17 protein-coding genes are annotated in these 24380 nt (G+C 65.3%); 7 read left to right on the top strand and 10 right to left on the bottom strand.

The annotated features are described in order from the left end of the window. The first annotated feature begins 125 nt into the window (after positions 1 to 125). Positions 126 to 1439 carry a PQQ-binding-like beta-propeller repeat protein gene (locus VT03_RS17510; RefSeq protein WP_082846303.1) on the top strand — a complete coding sequence of 438 codons (1314 nt, stop codon included), beginning with the start codon at positions 126 to 128 and terminating at the stop codon, positions 1437 to 1439. Between the two features lie 375 nt (positions 1440 to 1814). Further along, a complete protein-coding gene (locus VT03_RS17505; RefSeq protein WP_075094173.1) occupies positions 1815 to 3464 on the top strand; it encodes a serine/threonine-protein kinase in 1650 nt (549 codons plus the stop codon). A gap of 358 nt (positions 3465 to 3822) precedes the next feature. On the opposite strand, the gene VT03_RS17500 is transcribed toward VT03_RS17505, so the two are convergent. After that, a complete protein-coding gene (locus tag VT03_RS17500) occupies positions 3823 to 5262 on the bottom strand; it encodes an arylsulfatase (RefSeq protein ID WP_075094172.1) in 1440 nt (479 codons plus the stop codon). 509 nt (positions 5263 to 5771) lie between these two features. On the opposite strand from VT03_RS17500, the gene VT03_RS17495 reads away from it, so the two are divergent. Then, a complete protein-coding gene (locus tag VT03_RS17495; protein WP_075091179.1) occupies positions 5772 to 7157 on the top strand; it encodes a transposase in 1386 nt (461 codons plus the stop codon). A gap of 191 nt (positions 7158 to 7348) precedes the next feature. On the opposite strand, the gene rpsP is transcribed toward VT03_RS17495, so the two are convergent. The 4 genes from rpsP to VT03_RS17475 all read right to left on the bottom strand — a co-directional run bounded on the left by rpsP (position 7349) and on the right by VT03_RS17475 (position 12446). Next, positions 7349 to 7708: a 30S ribosomal protein S16 gene (gene rpsP / locus VT03_RS17490; protein ID WP_075094171.1), complete on the bottom strand. Its 360-nt coding sequence runs from the start codon at positions 7706 to 7708 to the stop codon at positions 7349 to 7351. Positions 7709 to 7875: 167 nt separating this feature from the next. Continuing rightward, on the bottom strand, positions 7876 to 9360 hold the full coding sequence (gene ffh / locus VT03_RS17485) for a signal recognition particle protein (protein WP_075094170.1): 1485 nt from the start codon (positions 9358 to 9360) through the stop codon (positions 7876 to 7878). Positions 9361 to 9934: 574 nt separating this feature from the next. Further along, positions 9935 to 11275, bottom strand: coding sequence for a DUF1501 domain-containing protein (locus VT03_RS17480; protein WP_075094169.1), 1341 nt, complete (start codon positions 11273 to 11275; stop codon positions 9935 to 9937). A gap of 223 nt (positions 11276 to 11498) precedes the next feature. Then, positions 11499 to 12446 (bottom strand): PmoA family protein, encoded by a 948-nt coding sequence (locus tag VT03_RS17475; protein ID WP_075094168.1) that lies wholly within the window; start codon positions 12444 to 12446, stop codon positions 11499 to 11501. 669 nt (positions 12447 to 13115) lie between these two features. Here VT03_RS17475 and VT03_RS17470 point away from each other — a divergent pair. Next, entirely contained in the window at positions 13116 to 13604 is a 489-nt protein-coding gene (locus VT03_RS17470; RefSeq protein WP_156514572.1) for a hypothetical protein, read from the top strand. Positions 13605 to 13791: 187 nt separating this feature from the next. Here VT03_RS17470 and VT03_RS17465 read toward each other — a convergent pair whose 3' ends face one another. Continuing rightward, the gene (locus VT03_RS17465; protein ID WP_082846302.1) at positions 13792 to 14163 is read right to left on the bottom strand and encodes a hypothetical protein; all 372 of its coding nucleotides are present in this window, start codon (positions 14161 to 14163) and stop codon (positions 13792 to 13794) included. A gap of 509 nt (positions 14164 to 14672) precedes the next feature. Next, entirely contained in the window at positions 14673 to 15263 is a 591-nt protein-coding gene (locus tag VT03_RS17460) for a hypothetical protein (RefSeq protein ID WP_075097166.1), read from the bottom strand. Between the two features lie 319 nt (positions 15264 to 15582). Between VT03_RS17460 and VT03_RS17455 the strand changes: the two genes are divergently transcribed. Together VT03_RS17455 and VT03_RS17450 are read left to right on the top strand one after the other, a co-directional pair. Next, complete coding sequence (locus VT03_RS17455; RefSeq protein WP_075094166.1) at positions 15583 to 17832, top strand: HEAT repeat domain-containing protein; 2250 nt, start codon at positions 15583 to 15585, stop codon at positions 17830 to 17832. Positions 17833 to 17968: 136 nt separating this feature from the next. Continuing rightward, the gene (locus tag VT03_RS17450) at positions 17969 to 19387 is read left to right on the top strand and encodes an APC family permease (protein WP_075094165.1); all 1419 of its coding nucleotides are present in this window, start codon (positions 17969 to 17971) and stop codon (positions 19385 to 19387) included. A gap of 803 nt (positions 19388 to 20190) precedes the next feature. On the opposite strand, the gene VT03_RS17445 is transcribed toward VT03_RS17450, so the two are convergent. Beyond that, positions 20191 to 21144 (bottom strand): AAA family ATPase, encoded by a 954-nt coding sequence (locus VT03_RS17445; RefSeq protein ID WP_075094164.1) that lies wholly within the window; start codon positions 21142 to 21144, stop codon positions 20191 to 20193. 494 nt (positions 21145 to 21638) lie between these two features. On the opposite strand from VT03_RS17445, the gene VT03_RS17440 reads away from it, so the two are divergent. Beyond that, on the top strand, positions 21639 to 23075 hold the full coding sequence (locus VT03_RS17440) for a sulfatase (protein ID WP_075094163.1): 1437 nt from the start codon (positions 21639 to 21641) through the stop codon (positions 23073 to 23075). A 382-nt stretch (positions 23076 to 23457) separates the two neighbouring features. Here the strand turns inward: VT03_RS17440 and VT03_RS17435 are convergent, their stop codons facing one another. Further along, positions 23458 to 23919 (bottom strand): SRPBCC family protein, encoded by a 462-nt coding sequence (locus tag VT03_RS17435; RefSeq protein ID WP_075094162.1) that lies wholly within the window; start codon positions 23917 to 23919, stop codon positions 23458 to 23460. Next, the gene (locus tag VT03_RS17430) at positions 23912 to 24229 is read right to left on the bottom strand and encodes an ArsR/SmtB family transcription factor (RefSeq protein ID WP_075094161.1); all 318 of its coding nucleotides are present in this window, start codon (positions 24227 to 24229) and stop codon (positions 23912 to 23914) included. Before VT03_RS17430 ends, VT03_RS17435 begins: the two co-directional genes overlap by 8 nt. Between the last annotated feature and the right edge of the window lie 151 nt (positions 24230 to 24380).

The raw sequence follows: 24380 nt of genomic DNA, 5'->3' as shown, positions 1-24380 counted from the left end.
CCCGTCGGGTGCAGTCGGTCACTGGGCGGGCCCCCCGATCTGGAAAGTTCGCCAGCCGCAAGCCCATACTTCGCAAAGGAGGAGCGTTGGCGGGCCATATCTTCGACGACAGAGGGGACGGCACCATGCGGACCGGCGTTTCCGACGACCTTTCACCTCGAACATCGATCGTCCGCCGCATGCGGCACGGGCTGGCGATCCTGGCCTGTCTCGCGACGGCGATTCCGGCCCTTGCCGACGACTGGCCCGCCTTCCGGGGACCGCGGGGGGACGGGACCGCCGACGCCGCCCGTGTCCCGCTGAAGTGGGGCCCCGACGAAAACATCCGCTGGAAAGTGCCCCTCCCGCAGCCGGGCAACGGCAGCGCCATCGTGGTGGGAGACCGCGTCTTCGTCACGAGTGCCGAAGACCCCGCCGGCAAGCGGTTGAGCCTGATCTGCCACCGCCTGCTCGACGGGTCGCTCGAATGGAAACAGACGGTCGAGATCGACCGCGAGATGCCGACGCACAAGACCAACCCGCACGCTGGAACCACGCCCGTTGCGGACGGCCAGACGGTGGTCGTGTGGCACGCCACCGGCGGACTTCATGCCTATGCCCTCAGCGGCGAGAAGCGCTGGACGCGGGACTTCGGCGAGTTCCGTCACATCTGGGGATACGGGACCTCCCCGATTCTCCACGGGGGACGCGTGATCCTGCACTCGGGACCAGGAAAACGGGTCTTCGTGGCGGCTCTCGATCTCCAGTCCGGTGAGACGATCTGGCAGACGGAGGAGCCGGTCGAAGGGGACGGGAGCAACACGCCCGACCGGCGGTACTTTGGCTCATGGGCCACGCCGGTCGTGGCCAAGGTTGGCGGGCAGGACCAGTTGATCGTGGCGATGCCGACCCGCGTCGTGGGGTATGACCCGCGGGACGGCAAGGCGCTGTGGTGGTGTTCCGGGCTGCGGCATGGCGGGGGGGACCTTGCCTATTCCTCGCCGCTGATCGTGGGGAACCTGTGTTTCATGACCGGCGGGTTCAGCGGGCCGGCGATGGCTTTCACGCTGGGCGGTACGGGGGACATGACGGACACGGCCCGTCTGTGGCGGACGGAGAAGAGCCCGCAGAGCATCGGGACGGGGCTGGTCGTTGGCGAGCACGTCTACCGGCCCAACGCCGGCCCGGGGACGATTGAGTGCCTGGATCCCCGGAGTGGAAAGGTCCTGTGGCAGGACCGGGGAGCCGGGGGGAACTACTGGAGCTCGATGGTCCTGGCGGAAGGGAGGGCGTACGCGACGGCTCAGAACGGCAAGACGGTTGTGTTTGAGCCGCAGTCGGCGGGATATGTCGAGCTCGCGCGGAACGATGTGGGGGATGCGACGAATGCCACGCCGGCGGTTGTGGATGGTGCGCTCGTTCTTCGCGGTCAAAAGTCGCTGATCTGTATCGGAAAGTGATTGCCGCGGCCGGCCTGACATCGCCCCCATCCGGGTCCAGGGGCACCCTGGTGGGGAGTGCAGAGGGGCCTGTGTTGTTTTTCTGGCCCCTTGACCCCGGCTGCCGTAGCAGGTTGGGTTTGAGGTGGCATCGCTGCGCCGGCAAGGACGCGGTTCGGGCCAGCAGATGTCCCGGGCAGAAGTGTCTCCCGGCTTCGGGCGAACGCCTTGGGCTCGTTGCCCCACAACACTTTGCGATGAACAAAGCTGCTACAAGACTCTCGATTCGCCGCTGCCGAGACTATGATTGGCGAAATCCGAGCGTTCCTGCGGCGATGCCGTGCTGCCCACGGCCACACTGCCTTGCGACCGACAACGGCCCCCGACCTCGTCATCATGCCCCCTCTCTCCTCCGCGTATGAAGCGACCCAGCTGATGGCGTCGCCACTCGCGCCAACCCCCGTCGCTCAACGGGCCGCCGTCCAGATCATCGCCGGAACCACGCCCGGACTGACCGGGGAGATGAGCTCCCTCCTCGCCAGCCGGCTCCGGAACGTCGCCCTCGTGCTCTCGGTCGGCTTTATCGTCTTCACCGTCCTCGGCCTGTTCGACGTCGACGGTCTGACGACGATGTGGCACCGCGCCCAGTGGTGGACGCATCTGGGAGTGACGATGCTCCTGATGCTGATCGCCTGGCGACTGTGCGTCCGCTGCACACACGCCATCGCCTCCCTCCGGGTCGTCGAGTTCCTGATCTTCGCCTCGACGACGTTCGAGTTCTTCTTCAATACGAACGTCGCCCAGATCGAGACCGCGCCGCTCGGCTTTCTGATCAACCCGGTCCACCCCTGGATCGTCCTGATCTTCATCTACGCCCTCTACATCCCGACCACCTGGCAGCGGGCGGTCCAGATCCTCGGGCCGATCACCGGGCTCGCGGTCCTGGCGACATGGCTCCCTTCGCTGCTCCGTCCCGAAGTCGCCCGCGTCCTCACCGAGCAGCCGATCTTCGTCTCCGTCCTCGCCAACCAGTCGCTGGCGATCGTGTTCAGCGCCGGGGTCGCGGTGTGGGGAGTGCGGACGATCGGCCTGCTGCGGCGGGAAGCCTACGAGGCCCGCCAGATCGGGCAGTACCGGCTGAAGAAGCTGCTCGGCAAAGGAGGGATGGGAGAGGTCCATCTGGCGGAGCATGTCCTCCTCCGCCGGCCGTGCGCCATCAAGCTCATCGCCGCCTCGAAGGCGGGAGATCCGCAGGCGCTGGCCCGCTTCGAGCGGGAGGTCCAGGCGACCGCGCGGCTCACGCACTGGAACACGATCGAGATCTACGACTACGGCCGGACGGCGGATGGGATCTTCTACTACGTCATGGAATACCTGCCGGGGATGAACCTGCAGCAGATTGTCGAGCGGCATGGACCGCTTGAGCCGGCCCGCGTGATTCATCTGCTGACGCAGGTGTGCGACGCGCTGCAGGAGGCGCATCAGCACGGGATGGTTCATCGCGACATCAAGCCCGCCAACATTTTCTCCGCGTACCGCGGCGGCGTGCACGATGTGGCCAAGCTCCTGGACTTCGGTCTCGTCCGCGATCAGTTCTCCAAGGCGACCGACCTGGGGCTGACGCAGGAGGGGCTGATCACGGGTTCGCCGCTCTTCATGTCGCCGGAGCAGGCTTCGGGCGATACACCGGATGCCCGCAGCGACATTTACTCACTGGGGATCGCGGCGTACTACCTGCTCTCCGGGCGGGTGCCGTTCGATGCCGACACGCCGATCAAGGTGATCCTGGCTCACGCCCAGCAGCCGGTCCCGCCCCTCTCGGTTCCAGACCTGGAAGTCCCGGCGGATCTGGAGGCAGTGGTTCTCAAGTGTCTTGAGAAGCGGCCGGACGATCGGCTGCAGTCGGCCTCCGAACTGCGGGATGCCTTGGCGCTGTGCGGCGACGCGGGGCAATGGTCGCGGGACAAGGCGGACCTGTGGTGGACCGACTGCGGCTGCCCGGAGAAGAAGGCGCTCGACGCGGAAGTCTGCGAGATGGTCTGCTGACCCGGGATGGATTCGCTGCTCAAACCTCGTCCTTGCCGGCACGACTCCCATAGCTCAAACCCAGCATGCTACGGCAGCCTGGGGTCAAGGGGGTCTCACCCCCTTGCCGCCGGAGGCACTCCTGTGAGGAACCGTGGTAAGCAACGGATGTCCCCTTTGTGGTACCAGCGTTGAGGACTCCCCGCTCGCTTTGCAATCCTCGCGGGTTGGTGAGGGGGCATACGGCACCGTGTCCGCGTTTGGACACGTACTCTTTCAGACATCTCTCGACGGCCAGGCCTCCGGCGGGCAAAGGGGCGTTGCCCCTCTGCACTCCCCACCAGGGGTTACCCCCTGGACCCCCGGTTGGCTGACATCATTACTTCGCGTCTCGGGGGCGCTCGTCTGGAAACTGCTTCCAATACAGGTCATGAAACGTGTTCGTCCCCGTCACCGGCGCGTCCTCGTTCGAAAGCTCCGGAAGAATCGAAGTCCACCACGCGTCATAGGCACCGCTGAGTGACTCCACGACCTTCGGCTCGCTCTCGGCAATGTTGGTCTTCTGCCCCGGGTCGGCCTGGAGGTCGAACAACTGCCACATCGGAGTCGTCGCCGGCTGGCGGGGCTTGGCCGGAACACTGACGAGCGAGTACCGCGCGTTGCGGATGCTGCAGTTCGCATACTTCGCCTCCTCGACCTTGCCCCGCTCCCACCGCCCCATGTGGGCCACGAGCGTCCGGTCGGGCCAGTCGGCCTTCGGCTGCGAGAGCAGAGGGATCAGGCTGCGGCCGTCGAGCCGTCCCGCCACGTCTTCCGGGATCGAGGCGCCCGCGAGATCGCAGAAGGTCCGGAAGTAGTCGAGGTGCGCGGTCAGCTCGGGGACCTCCTTCGGCCCCCACGTCCCCTTCCACCGCCAGAAAGAAGGGACCCGGATCCCCCCTTCCCACGGCGTCACCTTCTGCCCCCGCATGCCGGCGTTGAAGTCCTTGACGCCGACGGTCCCGCCGTTGTCGGTCATGAAGATCACGAGGGTGTTCTCGTCCATCTTCCACTCGGTGAGCTTCGCCATCAGCCGGCCGACGTTGTCGTCGATGTTCGTAATCATCCCGTAGAACTTGGCCAGGTCCGGAGCGAGATCCGGATAGCGCTTCTGGTACTCCTCGGGGCAGTCGAGCGGGCCATGCGGCGCATTCGTGGCGATGTGGCAGTAGAACGGGCCCTGCGACCGCTGCCGGTCGATCCAGTTCAGGGCTTCGCTGAAGAAGACGTCGGTGCAGTAGCCCTTGGTCTTCTCGAACGTGCCGTTGTGGAGGATGGCCGGGCTGAAGTAGGAGTTGCCGGGGGCGTCTCCGCAGCTGCCGGGATAGGTCTGGCCGATCCCTCCCGCGCCGTGGATGAAGACCTCGTCGAAACCCCGCTTCCCCGGTTGGTACTCCGGCTGGTCTCCGAGGTGCCACTTGCCGAAGATCCCGGCCCGGTAGCCCGCCTTCTGGAGGAGTTGGGGATAGGGGGTGGCCTTGAGGCTCATCCGCTCCCGCTCATTGATCGTGTGCGTGACCCCGGAGCGGAACTCGTGCCGGCCGGTCATGAGGGCGCAGCGGGTCGGGGCGCAGGTGGGGCTGACGTGAAAGTTCGTGAGCCGGACGCTCTCTGAGGCGAGTCGGTCGATGTTTGGCGTATGGACGTGCGGGTTGCCGTGGCAGGCGAGGTCGCCGTAACCCTGGTCATCGGTGATGATGAGGATGATGTTCGGCCGCGGGGCCGCGAGCAGTAAGGAGGGCCACAGGAAGCACAGCGTCAGCAGGAGCAGCGAGCGCATCGGTCGGTCTCCGGAGATTCGGGGAGCACGAGATGCTGTTGTATTCCGGAGGCGGCCGTGATGCGAATGCGGCGATGGTCCGCAGCGGCGACGGACGATCCATCGTGCCTCATACCGGGGTCCAGGGGGTCACCCCTGGTGGGGGATGCAAGGGGGCCTGTGTTATTTCTTTGGCCCTCTTGCCCGCCGGAGGCCTGGCCGTCGAGGGATGTCTGAAGGAGTGAGTGTCCAAGCGCGGATGACGTGTCGTATGCCCCCTCACCAACACGTGGGGACTGCAAAGCCAGCGGTCTAGTTGGAGGGAGTCCTCAATGCCGGTCCACAAAGGAGACGCGCGTTGTGTCCCACGGTTCCTCATGGAAGCGCCTCCGGCGGCAAGGGGTGCCCCCCAACGCCGTTAACCCTGGTTCGTGTTCAAAAAGAAAGTCTTGATGCGACATGGCGTTGTGGAGACGCTTCGGTTCTCACACTGAAACCCACCCACTTCGCCCTCCCGAAAGGATTCGGGGATGCCGCATCAAGACCTGTCTCCGGATGTTGCGCTCAATTCTCGGCATCTCGAGAAAGCTCTGCAATGGCTTCTGGCTGGGACGGACTGGAAGACCATCCTCTTCCGGCACGACTGCACGTGGACGCCACCACTGTTGGTTCGAGCCGCCCTTCTGTGGGCCTGGTCCGATGAGCAGACACTGCAGGAACGGTTTGTCACGACCCACAGGCTGATGGCGCATCTGTTCCCCCATCACGGCCCTCTGGCCGGGTCGTCCCAGGCCTTCATGAAGCTCCTCCGACGCTGGACCGTTCCCCTGGTCTATCTTCTCACGACGGCTCTCCGAAAGCGGATTCGCCAGACGCTCCCCCGGCAGTGGGAATCCTGCGGTCTGGTGGTCTACGGGGTCGATGGCAGCCGAGTGGAGCTCCCTCGCACCCAGTCCCACGAGACGGCCTATGCCCCGTCGTTCAAGAGATCGATCCGGAAGAGGCGCCACCGCCGCCAACGGACGAGAACAGCCGCCGGGGCCAAGGCGGCCCGCGTTCCCCAGATGTGGCTGACGACCTTGTTCCATGTCGGGACGGGGCTTCCGTGGGACTGGCGGATCGGCCCCGCCGACAGCAGTGAGCGGGAACACGCCCTTCAGATGCTCCAGGACCTGCCCGAGGGAAGCTTGATGACGGCGGACGCCGGCTTCGTGGGCTATGACTTCGCCCGGAAAGTCCTGGGAAGCGGCCGGCATCTGCTGGTTCGGGTGGGAGCGAACGTCAAGCTTCTGCGGAAGCTGGGGTTCGTGCGGGAATCGCAAGGAACCGTCTACGTCTGGCCTGACGAGGCCGCCAAACGGCTCGATCCGCCTCTGGTGTTCCGGCTGATCGTGGCCCAGGGACCGAGATCTCCGATCTCTCTGCTCACGAGCGTCCGGGACCCGAAGATCTTGAGCGACCGGGCGGTCCTGGACCTGTACCGCAAACGCTGGGGAGTGGAACTGTTCTATCGAACCCTGAAGCAGACGTTCGGTCGACGAAAACTCCGCAGCCTGTCCTCCCTGAATGCCGCGGTCGAGCTCGAATGGTCGCTGGTCGGCCTGTGGGGCATGGGACTGTCGGTTGCAGTGGAACTGGCGAAGGCCCAGGTTCCGCTGTCTCGAATCAGCATGGCGGGAGTCTTGCGGTCGTTCCGTCGACTGATACGGGACTACCGGCATCCCGTTGTTCGAGGTCAGACGCTGTGCGCGATGCTGCGTGAATCCGTCACCGACCCGTATGAGCGGAAGAACAAGGCCAGCCGGGACTACACACGGAGGAAGAAGGAGCGGCCGGCGGGATCGCCAAAGATCACCAACGCCACGTCCCAGCAGATCGACCAGGCCAGGAGACTCAAGCTCCTCAACCGGGGTTAACGGCGTTGGGTGCCCCCCTTGACCCCGGCTGCCGTCGCACGTTGAGTTTGAGCTAACAGCGCCGTGCCGGCAAGGACGGGTTCGTCTGCCTCCCGTCTCCATAGAGCGGACGGGAGATTCGCGCTGCGCAAAAACAAACACGGTTCCGGGAGACCGGAACCGTGTGGAAATCATGTTCACAACGCGATCGCTCAGCCTTCGGCCGGTGCTTCCGCGGGGGCTTCACCTTCAGCGGCGGCCGCTTCCGGAGCCTTCTTCTCCTTCGGCGGGGTCAGCGGCGCCGGGGGCTTCTCAGCACCCCAGGAGTTCGTTTCGAACTTCTTGATCAGAACCGCGACCTTGTCGCTCGGCTGCGCGCCGACCGAAACCCAGTACTTGATCCGCTCAAGGTTCATCGTGACGCGCTTCGACTTGTCCTTGACCATCGGGTCATAGGTGCCGACTTCCTCGATCGCCTCGGCGTCGCGGGCCTGGAGCTTGTCCATGACGCAAATACGGTAGAACGGGCGGTGCGTCCGACCCAGGCGCTTCATCCGAATACGAACAACCACTGCGAACTCCGACGGGCGTTGAGCGTGAAATAGGGAAACGCTGAGCGTAGGAAACTTCGGCCAAGGGCCTCAAGACTTTTCCGGCGGGCATCTTCGTTCGAATGGCAGGCGATGCGGGGCGTTCGTTTCCAAACGCACGACGCTCAACCCTCGACGCTCAACCCATCTCACCGCTTCTTGTTGCGTTTGCGAGCCTCTTTGGCCTGCAGACGCTGCTTCTTCTTCAAATCGCGAACCTTGTCCCGCTCCTGCGGGCCCCTGGCGGAACGTTCCTTGGGATTCCCCAATTGAACGCCCGGCTGCATCAGCTGCGGCAGGGAATTCATGGCCTTCATCCGATCGAGGGCGCTCATGCCGGCCATCTTGGTCATCATTGACCGCATGCCGTCGAACTGCTTGAGCAGCTCGTGCACGACCACCGGATCGGATCCGCTCCCCGCCGCGATTCGATTTCGGCGGGAACGATCGATTTTGTCAGGATTTCGCCGTTCGTCAAGCGTCATGGAGGAGATCACGGCTTCGATCCGCCGCAGATCCTTGTCCGGGTCCATCCCATCGGCCTGATCGAGGGCCGCCGCGATCTGGCCCATCCCCGGGATCAGTTTCAGGAGCCCCTTCATGCTCCCCATCCGCTTGATCTGCCTCATCGCCGACAGGAAATCGTCGAGCGTGAACTTGCCCGACGCCATTTGCTGTTGCTGGCGTTCGATTTCCGTCTGATCAAGTTTCTCCTGCGCGATCTCCAGCAGGGTCGCGACATCCCCCTGGCCGAGGATCCGCTGCGCCATTCGTTCCGGGTGGAACGGCTGGATCTTGTCCAACTGTTCACCGACCCCGACGAACTTGATCGGGACGCCGGTGACCGACTTGACCGAGAGGGCGGCCCCGCCGCGGGTGTCGCCGTCGAGCTTGGTGAGGATGACGCCGTCGAGCTCGAGGGCATCGTTGAAGGCCTTGGCGCTCTTGACCGCGTCCTGGCCGGTCATGGCGTCGCAGACGAGCAGCACCTGGTGCGGCATCAGCTTGTTGTCGATCTCGACGAGCTCTTTCATGAGCGCGTCGTCGACGTGGAGGCGGCCGGCGGTGTCGAGGATCAGGACGCTGCAGCCCTGTTTCTGGGCTTCTTTCCGGCCGTTGACGCAGACCTGGACCGGGTTCGATTTTCCGGGTTCTTCGGCGTAGACCGGGATATTGAGCTGCTGGCCGATGACCTTGAGCTGCTCGATGGCGGCGGGGCGCTGGAGGTCGGCCGCGACGAGCATTGGCTTGGCGCCGTGCTGGCGGAGCATCTGGGCCAGCTTGCCGCAGGTGGTGGTCTTACCGGCCCCCTGAAGGCCGCACATCATGAGGACGGTGACTTCGCCGCGGCGCATCTCGATCGAGTGATCGACGGGGCCCATCAGGTTGCAGAGTTCCTGATAGACGATCGAGACGATCTGTTCGGTCGGGTTGAAGGACTTGAGGACGCGTTCGCCGACGGCCTGTTCGGTGACTTTGTCGCAGAAGTCTTTGGCGACGTCGTAGTTGACGTCGGCTTCGAGGAGGGCCTGGCGGACCTTCTGCATCCCCTCGCGGATGTTTCCTTCGGTCAGCTTGCCGCGGACGATATTGCCGAAAACATCGGAGAGGCTTGAGGTTATGCCTTCGAACATGATTTGGCCGTCACCGGGGCTGTCGTCGCGGCGGCCGGTGGACCCGCGCGCGAGGGGGACGGAAGGCGTGGGCTTCCGTCGTTAGGGGGTTGAGTCCGCGCGGGGCGCGGCGGTTGGGGGAAGACTCTTATGGTACGAAGCGGCATGGCCAGCGCGAAGTCGCCAGCGTCTTTGAAGGGTCGGAGGAGGCTTTGTGAAGACTCCAACAGCGCGCACTCAACGTCGCCGACCAAACCGGGTCCAGGGGTCCCCTGGTGGGGAGTGCAGAGGGGCAACGCCCCTTTGCCCGCCGGAGGCCCGTCTCGGCGGGGCTTCTTTGAAGGAGCACATGTCCAAGCGCGGACACCGTGCCGGATGCCCTCTCACCAGCCTGCGGGGATTGCAAAGCGAGCGGTGTTTTTCGAGGGAGTCCTCAACGCGGGTCCCAAAAAGGGGACGTCCGTCGTGTCCCACGGTTCCTCATAGAAGCGCCTCCGGCGGCAAGGGGTGACCCCCTTGACCCCGGCTGCCGTAGCACGTTGGGTTTGAGCTATCGAGTCGTGCCGGCAAGAACGCGGATCAGCAGAACCGCTTCCTACAGCAACTCTTTGATCGGAGCATACTTCTCATGCTCCACCAGGAACCGCGGACGACCCTGCAGATCCGGCAGCGTCACCCGGTCAATGTCGATCCCCTGCGTCTTGTAGAGCGTCGCAAAAATCTCCTGGAAGTGGACCGGACGCTCCGAGGCAAACTCACCCAGCCGGTTCGTCGCCCCCACCACCTGACCGCCACGAATCCCACCGCCTGCCATCAGGGCGCAGGAAACCTGCGGCCAGTGATCGCGGCCACCCTGAGCGTTGATCTTCGGCGTCCGGCCGAACTCACCCCAGACAATGACCGTCACGTCCTTGAACAGACCGCGATACTCCAGATCCTCGAGCAGGGCGCTCAGCGCCTGGTCGAGCATCGGCATCTCCTCGCTCGCCTGCTTGAAGTTGTCGTTGTGCCAGTCCCACCGGCTGAACGACAGCGACACGCACCGCACGCCGGCTTCGATCAGCCGCCGGGCCGTCAGGAAGTTGTCGAGCAGCCGCGGCCCGCCGTCATCCTTGAGCTGATTGAACCCACGGCCGTACCGATCGCGCAGGCTCTTGTCTTCCTTCTCGATGTCCAGGGCATCGGCCAGCTTGCTGGAGGTCAGGATCCCGAAGGCCTGCTGATGGAACGCGTCCACCCCCTCCATCATCCCGCTGTTGTCCGCATCGCGGCGGAAACGGTCCAGCGACGCCAGCACCTGCCGCCGGTCGCCGAGCCGGTCCAGCGTCAGCCCCTGCAGGGTCATGTCGTCCTTCCCTTCGCCATGCGGAGAGAAGGGAGCATGCGACACGCCGAGGAAGCCTGGGCTGCCGTTGTCCGCCCAGGGCATGTGCCCCATCTTCGGGGACAGGCCAACGTACGACGGCAGCGAAGCGTTCTTGGGGCCGTACACCTTCGAGAGGACCGAGCCGAGCGCCGGCCAGCCACCAGGCGGCTGGTTGCGGTCGTCATGACCGGTCAGGCACTGGTGGGCGTAGTGGTTCCCGGTCGCGCCGACGACCGAGCGGATGTAGGCGACCTTGTCCGAGCAGGAGGCCATGCGGGGGAAGAGTTCGCAGATCTCGACCCCGGGGACCTTGGTGTGGATCGGGTTGAACGGCCCCTTGATGTCGACCGGGGCATCGACCTTGATGTCCCACATGTCCTGGTGCGGCGGTCCCCCGGGCAGGAAGACCATGATGATCCCCTTGCCGGCACCATTGGTCCCGGCCGCTTCTTCTGCGCGGAGCATGTCGGGCAGGGCCATTCCGCCCATCGCCAGTCCGCCGATCTTCAGGAACGCGCGGCGGGAAAGTCCGTCACACATGCCGACACGACGGCCAAAAATATTCAACATTGGCAGGGGCCTCCTGAGGCAGGGAGGTTTCAAAAAGGACGGCCCGCAGCCAGCCAACTGCAGGAACCGTGATCGGCGAACACCGGAGCCGCTCACTCGGGCGTTCGAAGGACTGTCGATCGCAAGCCACCGATGGAGAGCCATCGGCACCAACGCATCAAACTTTGCAGATTTGTCCACTCCGGTCAAACCCGAATTGGAAATCTGCCGCGAATCCGGCGGGTTACGCCGTTGGGACCGGTTGGAGCTCGAACATCCGGTGCGGCTGCATGGACTTCACCACCCGGCGGGCCGGACGCCTGGTCCACTCGTCCCACACGCGGGCGGCCCGGTCGGGATCGCCTTTCCCGCCATGCACGTACAGCAGATACCGCAGGTGCAGCGGAGACTCCCGGCGGATCGTCCGCGGGGCCTCGTACGTCAGCGAGCATCCCATCCAGCCGTCCGCGCGGACATGCCACTGCGGAAAGCTCGCTCCGTTCGAGGGGTGCGAAAAGTAAGTGACCCCCGCTTCGATCGCATCGCGGGTGTCTCGTTGGCGAATCGGACCGGAGTAGTCGACCCAGCGCGCAGGCTGACCAAAGATCTCCGGCTCCCCCGTCTTCCCCTCACTGCTCGAGAGCGTTCCGCTACCGAAGTGAGCCGACAGGCTGCGGGCGACTCGCACCGCCAGCACGCCAAAGTTGGACTGCTGGAATTCTAGGTCCGGTGAACGAGGGGTGAAGACCGTTTCCAGGTCGAGAACGTATTCGTCGTCCTCTTGCGGACGGAGGGTGGCGATGAGGTCCTGCGTAAGGAGCGGCGCGGCATCATGGCCATCGCGCCATTCGAGCCGGACAGCCATGGCGGCTTCGTCATCGGCGTCCTCGTAGAGGAGCCATTCCTTCTGCTCGATGCGGGCCTTGGTGTTCTCGCTCCAGAAGTCGACCCCCTGGACCTTGGCGTGCGCGAACCAGACGGAACGATGGTGATCGTGATTGGGGGCGCCGGGGTGTCCGATGCGCGTGAGCGATTCATCGGAGCGCGGGGCGACGAGGGGCCAGAAGAACGGGCGCGGGTATTCGGCTCCGTGGTGCCAGCGGCAGCGCTCGCGACCATCGATCCGGAGGGACACCTGATGCCCGGGGAGCGGAACGCATTCGCAGCGCGGAAGTGCAGCGGCGGCGGCCATTGAAGTCTCCTTACTTCAAAGGGCGGTGTCCGTCAGAGGACGATCCGTGCGGGTCTCAGACGGATGAGCGAGCGCGATCCGTCAGAGCGAAAAGGACTGTCTGAAACATACGGCTGAAACAGACAGAAAAATCACTGCCTGAAAACAGGCAAGCCAACAACAGCAACGCCATCCCGGGCGGTGCCGGAAGGGGTGGGATCCTAGCCGGATCGGCAGATCCCGCCACCCCGGATTTCGCCATTTTTCGCAATTCGCCGACATCGCGTGGAATGTCGAAATTGGGGTTTCACGGGAACGTTGGTTGCGTTCCACCGGCGAGCCCGGACCTGTCTCGAAGGGCTCGCTCACAGGCATGTCCCGGCTCGTTCAAACCCCTCGTACGACCGCTGCCAGGGCCAAGGTCTGTGCTGTGATCCGATGGGCTCTCATCGGCAGGGCTCTCGCCCGCTCCATCCTCCCCCACGGACTTGGTCCAGGAGCCTTGTCGCGGGCCCGGCGGCACACCGGCAGGCAGGCACCTTTCCCTGAACCGCCCAGTTTACGGCCGGCGCGGAATCGCGAGCTGACCCCAGGGATCCCTGCCAACGAATTCCCTATCGAGTCAGAAAACGGAGCGATAGGATGCAGATGCGGGAGAACCCGTCGTCAGGACACATCAGGAGTCAGCCGGTGAACACGAATCAGAAGCTCAGTTGGGTGGCGGTCGGTGTGGTGTTGGGGTCCATGATCTCCGTCTACTGGCCGGCAGAACGAGCCTACGCCGGCTCGGCGGACAGCAATCAGAAGCTCTCGATTGCGACGTGTGCGACGCAGGCGGGATTCACGGACGCGGTGTTCGTGCTCGATCACGTGACCGGGCGGCTGACCGGCGCCGCCTACAACGCCCAGGCCGGGGCGTTCACACAGGCCTATGGCCGAAGCATTGCCCAGGACTTTGGCCTGACGGAAGCGGGAACGTTCGTGATGTGTCCCGGGAACCTGCTCCTGACCGGCCGTTCGGGCGGAGATCCCCCGGGGCTCGAAGGGGTGTTCATTGCCGAGCTGACGACCGGCAAGGTGGCGGTGTATGGGTTCGGGTATTCGAACCGCCGCAACGGTGTTCCGCCGCGCGAGCTGACGGCGCTGGCGACGTATGACTTCCGCGAAGCGAAGAAGTAGGCGTAGAGGGAGAGGGGTTCAGACTGAAGGCGGAAGGCTGAAGGTCGGAATCTGGTGGCCCGCTTTGCGGGCGCCGAGTTGCTCAAGCGTGCTGCTCAAACAGTGACACCCGGTGGGGACAGTGGTCCCGGCCGGGTGTTCTGGTTTCTGGGGTGGGGTTTGGGGGTGCTTGTGGTCGCGGGGCCGTTCAGAGGGTCCGGGGTCGGAGCGCCTTGCGGACGCACTTGGCGTAGGCGGCGCTGACTCGGACGAGCTGGACCATTCGCAGGTCGATGGTCCGGTGTTCTTTCCTGGGGGATTTGAGGAACACGAACGGGAGGCAGATCGCCTGGACGCGGAATGGGACGCCGGGGTCGCGGGAGGCGTAGCGGGTGCGGACCGGTTCCTGGGGGGAGTGGGTGTTGATGTCGCAGTCCCAGATCCAGCCGGGGGTTTCGAAGGTCTCGTTGAGGATGGCGACATCGTCGCCGATCTTGAGGTCTTCGCCGGCGACGGTCGTGGCGAGTTCCGTTGCCGGAACCGGCTCGATTTCGTTCTCGATCTCCAGTTTGCGTCCCATGGTTGAGTCCCTCCCGCGACGGGTGGGGTGGGGACACGGGGCAAACCGGCAAGGTTCGCCGCTGATATGCACGGCGCCGCTGATCCACCGGGTCCAGGGGCACCCTGGTGGGGGATGCAAGGGGGCAACGCCCCTTTGCCCGCCGGAGGCCCTCTCGTCGAGAGATGTCTGAAGGAGGGTGTGTCCAGGCGCGGACAGCGTGCCGGATGCCCCCTCACCAACACGCGGGGAGTGCATCGCCAGCGGTGGACTTTGAAAGAGTCCTCAACGCGGGTCCCACAAAGGGGGCGTCCGTTGCTTACAAAGGTTCCTCATAGGAACGGCCTCCGGCGGCAAGGGGGCCTGTGTTGTTTTTCTGGCCCCTTGACCCCAACTGCCGTAGCACGTTGGGTTTGAGCGAGCACAGCCGTGCCGGCAAGGACGCCGTCTGATCACGCCCTCCCAAAACGAGAAAACCCGGCGGAGGATTGCTCCTCCGCCGGGCTCTCGTGCACCTGAATCGCGTATTCCTACGGTTCCTGGTCCATGTCCGGGCCGGCACAACGGATCAGGTAGTCATGGTCGACATAGACCACCTGCTGCACCTGGTCCTTATGAGTGAACGGCACGGGCCAGTAAGACCGCTTGGTTTCTTCGTAGTACACCGTGCACTTGTAGTGACAGTGGTGCAGCCGGGCCGGTCCGACCATCGGGTAGAAGCGGCAGTCGTCGAGTCGGTCGACGATCGGCTCCACGACCATCCGGACGTTGTTCCAGCTCGTCTCAGCCAGGAACGCCACGCCACCCGAGGTCATGTCGGGAAGCGCCCGGTAGACTTCGTCCGGGGACGGCGGGTCGAGACAGAAGAGCGGGGCGTTCTCGCCCTCGATCGGGTCCATCACAATGACCCGCTTGTAACGCTCTTCTTCCCAGTACGTGTCTTCAATCTGCTGACTGAAGTAGGGCGAAACCGGGATGAACGGCGTCGTCCAGAAAAAGTTGCCGGCAATGAACAGATCTTTGACGGCATAGAAGAACAGCTTACATCCGCTGCTCGGCACAACGGTCAGTGCCAGCATCAATGCCAGGCACAGGCGTTTGAGCCAGTATCGCTTGGTCATCCCAGTCGCCTCCAGGTGCATCGGTGACTTGGACTGCGGGTTCCGCATTCACGAAAGCCTCGAATCCACAGGATCAGTTATCGAACGGATGACGGCGACGACTTGTGAGAATATTCCGGTTTTGACGCGTCTCCCGGATGCAACGGTTGTTGCGGCGTCACACTGGAGAAGGCAGGATGGCTGAAGGGGTTTGTTCGCCCGAGACGATCCGTTCAAAGCCGCCGGACCTCAAGCGCTCTTCCGACGGAACTCGATAAGACGAGCAGGGGCGAACCGCGCCGCGGTGTTCCTCTTGCGCCCGAACAGGATGAGGTAAGCGATGCTCCGAAGCCGCTGGTTCGCCGTCTCCGCCGTGGGGCTTTCGCTGGGACTGAGCGCCGTCCCCTCCTTCGCGCAGAACGAACCGCCGGCCGATGCTGCCGGAGCGGAGGCGGAAAAGCTCGATCTGGTCCTCCCGGAAGAGCCCAAGACCCCCGAGGAACTCGTGCGGGCGGTCTCGCTCACGCTGAAGCTGGCCCGGCCCGAGCTGGCCCGCCGGTATATGGACGCCCTCGTCAAGATGGAGCCGGACGACGACACGCTCCTCCAGCTCCGGGACAAGTTCGGGACCGCGCTCTTTATTGAGTTCTCGCGCAACAGCGACCTCAAACCCGCCGCCGGACAACTCCTCGACCGGATGACCGAGGCCGGGAACCGCCGGGGCCCCTCCGCCGCGCGGATGGACCAGCTCATCGGCCAGCTCTCCGGCACCGACCGGCAGCGGGAACTGGCGATCCTCGAGCTGCAGCACCTGGGACCGCATGCCGTCGGACCGCTCGTCAAAGCGCTCTCCGACCCGCAGAACACCGACAAGCAGGGGATGCTGGCCTACGTGATGACCCGGCTGGGTCCCGCCACCGTCCCGCCGCTCGTGGCGATGCTCGACGCCGACAACCCCACCCGCCAGGCCCTGGCGGCCGAAGTGCTGGGCTCCGTGGGCGATAAGAACGAAGAACTGCCGCTCTTGATCGCCGCCTTCTCCCCGGCCAAGGACGACCGGGTCCAGCTCAGCGCCCGGCAGGCGCTCGCCCGCATCCTCTATAAGGATGTCCTCAAGACGGGGCGGCTCAATCCGGACGGCCTGGCGGAGCGGATCCGGCGGACCGCCGCGGACTACCTGACCGGCCGCATCCGGATGCCCGTGGGAGACAACGGGCTCGTCACTCTCTGGACCTGGAACAAGACCGAAGGGTTGCCGCAGGAGAATCGGGTTTCGGCGAAATCGGCCGCCCTCTTCAAGGCGGAGCAGCTCACCCGGCAGGCGCTCGACTTCAGCCCCGCCGACCGGGCGATCCAGACACAACTCCTCTCGATCCTGCTCCTCCGCGACGTCGAGCAGGCGGGCTGGGCCGCTCCCCTCCCCGAAGGTCCGGGAACGGCGCACAACCTCCTCCTGACGTCGGGACCGGAATTCGCCGCGGACGTCCTGAAGGTCGCCCTCGAGCAGCGGAACATCGCCGCCGCGGTCGGCGCCCTGCGGGTCATGTCCCAGAACGGATCGGTCGCCCTCCTCCGCCCGACGAACCAGCAGAAATCCGCCGTCGTCGCCGCTCTCGACGATGCCGATCCCCGCGTCCAGTTCAGCGCCGCGACGACGATCCTGAGCTGGGATCCGGTCGAGCCGTTCCCCGGCGCCCGCCGCGTGGTCGAGATCCTGGCCCGGGAGCTCAACAGCGACGAGAAGCCGAACATGGTGATCGTCGACCCGAACTATCCCCGCGGCGACGAGTTCCGCAGCCTGCTCCAGGCGCTCGGATATGACGCCGCCGCCGTCCGGACGGGGGCTGAAGGGTTCAATGCCGCCGCCGCGCGGGGCGACATGGCGGTCGCCGTCCTGCACCTCAATACGATCCGTCCCGATCTCACGCCGACGATCGCCCAGTTCCGGGCCGACGCCCGGACCGCGTCGATCCCGATCGTGATCTACGGACCGGCCGCCATGCGGTCCGCCGCCGACAGGCTGATTCGCGAGTACGACCACGTCGCCTACCTCCAGGAAGCCTCGACCCCCGGCGAGCTGCAGGTTCAGCTCACGCCGTTCCTGGCCGAGCTCACTCCGCCGCCGCTGACGGCGGAGCAGCGGGAAGAGCGGGTCAAGGCGGCCGCCTACTGGCTGCGGCACATCGCGGAAGGCCGCCGCGAGAAGATCTTCGACCTCGGTCCCGCCGAGGAGGCGCTGACCGCCTCGATCACGAAGCCGGAGATCGGCGGCGATGTCCTGCTCGCCCTGGCGAGCATCGGCCGGCCGTCGGTCCAGCGGGAACTGGCTGAAGTTGCCCGGACCGCCTCGAACCCCGTGGAGCTCCGGACCCTGGCCGCCCGCAACCTGGCGTACCATATCCAGAAGCACGGCCTGACGCTCTCGAACGACGAAGTCCGCGCCGTGTACGACATCTATGAAGCGGAGCAGGACGCCAATCTGCGGAGCGCGCTGGCGGCGGTCGTCGGCTCGTTCAAGCCGGATGTGAAGACGATCGAAGCCCGGATTCGCGAGTTCCCGATCGCCGAGCAGCCGCTTCCGACGCCGTGAGCCTTTCCGCCGCCGATTGGACGGGTTAAACACCGGCAGCAGGGAGTGCCGGAGGAGAACCGGGGTCGTCGAGACCCCGGTTCAGGACGCACGTGAGCGGCCGCCGGGGCACTGCTGCTGAGGCCCCGAGGTCCCGGTGTCCGAATCTCACGCGAACGCCTCGATTGCCCCGCCGGAGGGATCGCGCGACGGTTCTGCCGACTCGGCGCGGCAGTTCGGTCTCGGGACCGGCTATGCCCTGGTCGTGGCCAGCATGGTCGGGGCGGGCATCCTCGCGACCTCCGGCTACACGCTCCGCGACACCGGCAATCCGGCGGCCCTGATCGCGCTGTGGATCGTCGGCGGCGGGATGGCCCTTTGCGGGGCGCTGACGGTGGTCGAGCTCGCGACGACCCTTCCGCACGTTGGCGGCGACTACGTCTTTGTCCGCGAAGCCTACGGGCGGCACGCCGGGATCGTCGCCGGCTGGGCGACGTTCGTCCTCGGCTTCGCCGCCCCGACCGCCGTCATCGCCCGGCTGGCGATCGATTACCTCCTCGTGCCGGCCGGCTCCTCGTTCTCCCATTGGCCCCCTGACCAACTCGCGACGCTCAGCCGCGCGCTGGCGTCGCTCCTGATCGTGGCGGTCTCGTTCGGGCACGGCCTGGGGCATCGACAGAGTGCCTGGCTTCAGGGATCGAGCACCCTCCTCAAGACGCTCGTCTTCGTGGCGATGGCGGCGGCGGCGCTGCTCTGGGGGCGGGGGGACTGGAGCCACTTTGCCCAAGGGGGCTGGCCGACGGCGCCCCAGTGGTCCGCCCTGGCGACGGGACTCGTCTATGTGGGCTATGCGTACTCGGGATGGAACGGGGCGGCCTACATCGCGGGGGAGATCCGCGATCCGGCGCAACTCCTGCCGCGGGCCACGATCTGGGGCTGTCTGTCGGTCGTCGCGCTTTACGTCGTGATCAATGTCGTCTACGTCTATGCCCTGGATCCCGCGGTCATGATGCGGAAGTCCCCCGCGGAGGTGGAGCGCGTGGCGGAGCTGGCAACGACCGCGCTCTTCGGCCCGCGGGCGGCGGCCCTGGTCTCGGCCGTCCTGGGACTGGGACTGATCGCCTCGGTCAGCGCGTACCTGTTGGCCGGCCCGCGGGTCGCCGTGGCGATGGCCCGCGACCGGGCCTTTCCCCAGATCGCCAGCCGACTCCACCCGACGCGCGGCACTCCGGTAATCGCCACGCTGGCGCAGGCCGCCGCGGCGGTCGGGATCGTGTGGTCCGGATCCTTCGCCCAGATCCTCGACTACGCCTCGATCGGTCTGGCGGCGATCGCGGCCCTCGTGGTCGTGTGCGTCTTCCCGCTCCGGAGGCGCACGGATCTCGTCCGCCCTTACTCGGTCCCGCTCTATCCGCTGCCGCCGCTCGTCTTCCTGCTCCTGAGCCTCGGGACGATCGCCGTCGCGCTTCTCGACCGAGACCGCCGGATTCCCAGCCTCCTCAGCCTGGCGACGCTGGCGGCCGGGATTCCGGTCGCGCGGCTGGTGCTCAGGAAGGAGGCGGGGACGGGAACTTGATCCGACCTCCGCGGACGTGAATCGGAAACGCCGCGCCACGTTCGCTCGAACTGGGGTGGCGGTTTCGCATTGATGGCCGTATCGCCGAAGGCGTGCGAAATCGCCATGCCTTACACGGACTGCTGGGCGCGTTGGCCGCGAAGATAATCTCGTTCCTTTACGCTCCCCGCGATAGTATTTGCCCCTGTCCCCAAGGAGAACGTGGGCACAATGGATGGCCTTTCTGGAACAGGGGTTGTTTGGGCGTTCTTGCTCGCAATAGCTGCTCTCGTTATGGGAGTGTGTGCTGTGCTCGACACAGCAACACGGCATCGGAGATTCCCCAACTGGTTCATGGCAACGCGCAGGTTCGGCGCACCCACCACAAGTCAAGCTAGTCCGCACTGGAAGTGGTGCTACTACCGCGATTCACCCGGGCACGAACTCATGGGCCGGAATATCGCCGTGGCAACGGATGGCCTTCTTGTGCGCGAAGGCCCTTCCCCGTTTGGGTTCCCAAGGCCGCGCACGATTCTCATTCCTTGGGCTTCATTATCGAACCCCAAGGAAGTGACGATTCCTTTATACTACCTTCGCCTTTGGAGGCACGGCGTCGCGTTGGAAGTTGAGGGCACGAATATGACCATTGTGGTCAGCAAGGACATCTGGCCTGATGTCCAGAGAAACCTTGTTGCGTGAAAACAATGCCCGGGCAACCGCTGGCTTGCTCCGCAGTGCTCAACCCGACGATCCAGATCACCAACAACGGCACCAACCGGGCAAGCGCTCTCAGCACCGGCGCGGTCTCTACCTTCCGCCTCTCCCTACACAGGCACCTTGATCGTCGAGATGACCTCTCGCATCACCTGGTCGCCCGTCAGGCCGCTGTACTTGGCTTTGGACGAGAGCATCGTCCGGTGAGCGAGGACCTGGACGGCGACCCGCTGGACGTCGTCGGGCATGACGAACGTCCGCTCCGCCGTGAAGGCGGCCGCCTGGGCGGCGCGGAAGAGCATCAGCGAGCCGCGAGGGCTGACGCCGAGCTTCAGCATGGGGTGCTTCCGCGTTTCCCGGACGATCTCGACGATGTAGTTCGCGACGGTCCGTTCGACCTGGACCTCGCGGACCTGGGCCTGCATCTGGCTGACGTCGGCGATCGAGAGGACCGGCTCGACGTGATCGATCGGCGGTTCGAGGGCCTGGGCGAAGAGGATGTCGACTTCGGTCTTCTGGTCCGGGTAGCCCATGTTGAGGTGCAGCAGGAACCGGTCGAGCTGCGCCTCGGGGAGCGGGTAGGTGCCGTGGAAGTCGACCGGGTTCTGGGTCGCCAGGACGAGGAAGGGGTGGGGGAGGGGGTGGCGGTGCCCTTCGATGGTCGCCTGCCCTTCGCTCATCGCTTCCAAGAGCGCCGACTGGGTTCGCGGCGACGCGCGGTTGATCTCGTCGGCCAGGAGGATGTGGCTGAAGATGGGGCCCGGATGAAACGTGAACGAGCCGTCGCGGGGGTTGTAGATCGAGGCCCCGAGGATGTCGGTCGGGAGCAGGTCGGGGGTGAACTGGACGCGGCGGAATTGAGTGTCGAGCGATTTCGCCAAGGCTTTGGCGAGTGTTGTTTTGCCGACTCCGGGGACGTCTTCGAGGAGGACGGAGCCGCCGGCCAGGAGGGCGGTGATCAGGAGGTCGATGATCTCGACTTTGCCGCGAATAACCGAGGCGAGGTTGCGGCGGAGAAGCTCGATCCGGGCGTGTCCCTCGGCAACGGCAGCGGCGTTCAGCATCGTCGGGGAGGAACTCAGTGGGGCAGCAATGGAGGAGGCGCGAGTCTATAGCAATGGATGACATTCCGGGAGGGTCGTCCTTGCCGGCGCGACTCCGTTAGCTCAAACCCAATGTGCCACGGCCATTGGGGGTCAAGGGAGGCCACCCCCTTGCCGCCGGAGGCAGTCCTGTGAGGAACCGTGGTAAACAACGGACGTTCGCTTTAGGGAACCGGCGTCGAGGACTCCTCGCTCGGTTTGCAATCCCCGCGGGGTGGTGTGGGGGCATACGGCACGTTGTCCGCGCTTGGACACACACTCGTTCCGGCGCTGTGCGACGAGACGGCCTCCGGCGGGCAAAGGGGCGTTGCCCCCTTGCATCCCCCACCAGGGTAACCCCTGGACCCGGCTGAAGAGCGGGTGGCTGGCGACGGGGGGGCGGTTTCGAACAGAATTCCTCTGACCGCCGCCCACGGTCCCCCCAAATCCTGCCAGACTTCGCTTGGACTAGATTGATGATCCGACCTGCCTCCTGGCACACCCTCCTCGCCCTCCTCCTCGGGCTCTGGGCCACTGCGGCGACCGCCGCCGACCGCCCCAACGTCCTCTTCATCGCCATCGATGACCTGAACCACTGGGTCGGACACCTCGGCCGACACCCACAGACCAAGACCCCCAACATCGACCGCCTCGCCGCCCAGGGGGTCACCTTCAAACGGGCCTACTGCACCGCCCCCGCCTGCAACCCCTCGCGGGCCTCCCTCATGTCCGGAATGCGGCCCAGCACCACCGGCTGCTACCTCAACAGCCAGAACTGGCGCCCCGGCATCAGCGAAGACAAACTCCTCAACTCCCAGTTCGCCAAGGCGGACTACCGCGTCTACGGCGCCGGAAAGATCTACCACGGCCCCGGCGACCGCGGCGGCGACTGGGCCGACTACTTCCCCGGCAAAGGCCAGACGCGGCGACATCCCGACGCGAAGGATGACGGCGTCGGCGGCATCCAGTTCTATCCCCTCGCCAACACCGACGAGGAAATGCCGGACTACGGCGTCGTCAGCTACGGCATCGAGAAGCTGAACGAAAAGAGCGACAAGCCGTTCTTCCTGGCCGTCGGTCTGGTGAAGCCCCACATGCCCTTCAGCGTCCCGAAGAAGTGGTTCGACATGTTCCCGCTGGAGTCGATCCAGCTCCCGCCGCACCGCGAAGACGACCTTGCCGACGTCCCCCCGGCCGGCGTCAAGATGGCCGGACCGAACGGCGACCACGCCAAGATCGTCGCCTCCGGCCGCTGGAAGGAAGCGGTCCAGGCCTACTTGGCGACGATCGCCTTCTGCGACTCCCAGGTCGGCCGCCTGCTCGACGCCCTCGAGAAGTCGCCGCACCGCGACAACACGATCGTCTGCCTGTGGAGCGACCACGGCTGGAGCCTTGGCGAGAAGTCGCACTGGCGGAAGTTTGCCCTCTGGGAAGAGCCGACGCGGACCGTCTTTGTCTGGAAAGTCCCCGGCATGACGCAGCCCGGCGGCGTCTGCGAGCGGACCGTCGACTACGTCACGATCTATCCGACCGTTTGCGACCTGGCGAACCTCCCGAAGCCCGACCACCTCGACAGCCGGAGCCTCGTCCCGCTGCTGAAGGACCCGAAGGCGGCCTGGGACCTCCCGGCGATCACGACCCACGGCCGGAAGAACCACACCGTCCGGACCGAAGGCTGGCGGTACATCCGCTACGCCAATGGCGAGGAAGAACTCTACGACGAGGCGGCCGACCCGCTGGAGTACGCCAACCTCGCCGGCAAGCCGGAGTACGCCTCCCGCAAGGAGGAACTCGCCAAGTGGCTGCCGAAGACCGACGCCGCCAACCTCCCGGGCGCCCCGGAACCGGGCGAAGGATCAGGAAACGGCAAGGCCAAGGGGAAGGGCAAGAAGCAGCAGAAGAACGAGGACTGAGATACGTCTCGCTCGGATCAGAGCGGATGGGACAGGCGCGTCCGAGTGGAGGCGTTCGGACGCGCCGGCCGGAGAGGAATCACGAAGCTCCCAAGGACGGAGATCTTCGAGGCAGCCCACGCCAACGGCGTGAAACAACATAGCCTGGGGCAACGCCCCAGGAACGGTGACGGCGCTCGATCCTGAGCCCTGAAGGGGCGCAACAACGATAGGCGTTGTGTCGCCCCTTCAGGGCTGGTCGATTCGTACGTGCCACAAACCTGGGGCGTTGCCCCAGGCTATGTTGTTCAACGCCTTCAGCGTTCGGAAAACGCCCGCCCGCTCTCTACGGCGATGGCCTGAAACTTCCGCCACTACCAATTGGCGCCTTCCGCGCTTCGCCTCACAGCCCCTCGGGCCACCGGCGGGTTTCGACGAGCGACTCGCCGGTTTCGAGCAGGGTCTTGAGGCTCGACAGGATGTGCGGCCAGCCCTGTGACACGGCGTCGATCAGTTTGGACTTCGGCTGGTCCATTTCGTGGATCACCGTCAGCTTGACCGACTCCCCTTCCGGATCGAGCTGGTAGGTCAGCCGCGAATGTCCTTCCGGCTTCAGCTCCTCCTTGAACTCGTTCTGCCAGGAGAGGACCAGCTTGCGGGGCGGGTCGATCTCCAGGACCTCGCCGCTGTCGCCGACGCGGCCGTCGGGGATCATCAGCTTCCAGGGGGAGCCAGGTTTCCACGCGCAGTCGTGCCAGCACTCCGCCCAGTATTGGCGGGTGAACTCCGGTTCGAGGAGGGCCTGCCAGAGCTTCTCAGGCGTTGTGCGGATGTAGGTGACGTAGACGAATCGGGACTCAGCCATCGTGGTCTCCTTCGAGACGGGTCTTGAGGTCGTCGAGCAGGCGGAGGCGTCCGCGCTCGTACTTGCCGATCCATCGCTGGGCGATCTCGTGGATCGGAACCGGATTCAGGTAATGCAGCTTCTCCCGCCCCTGGCGGACCGTGGCCACGAGGTTCGCGGCCTCGAGGATCCGCAGGTGCTTTGTGACCGCCTGGCGGGTCATGCCGAGTTGGGTGCACAGGGCTCCGAGCGTCTGGCCGTTCTCGACGAACAGCCGGTCGAGCAGCAACCGCCGCGTCGGATCGGCCAGCGCCTTGAAAACGTCATCCATGTCCCGCACTCCCGGCCCGATTATGCAACCATTTGGTTGCACGTCAAGAGCACTCCGTTCGACCATGCCTCGAAGGCTGCTGTCCATTCCGATTGCGGAGCACGTTGGCTCGAACCGCGTTCTTGCCGGCGCAGCGTTGATAGCTCAAACC

The organism is Planctomyces sp. SH-PL14 (assembly GCF_001610835.1).
Taxonomy (GTDB): domain Bacteria; phylum Planctomycetota; class Planctomycetia; order Planctomycetales; family Planctomycetaceae; genus Planctomyces_A.
This window is presented reverse-complemented; position numbering and strand designations above follow the sequence as displayed.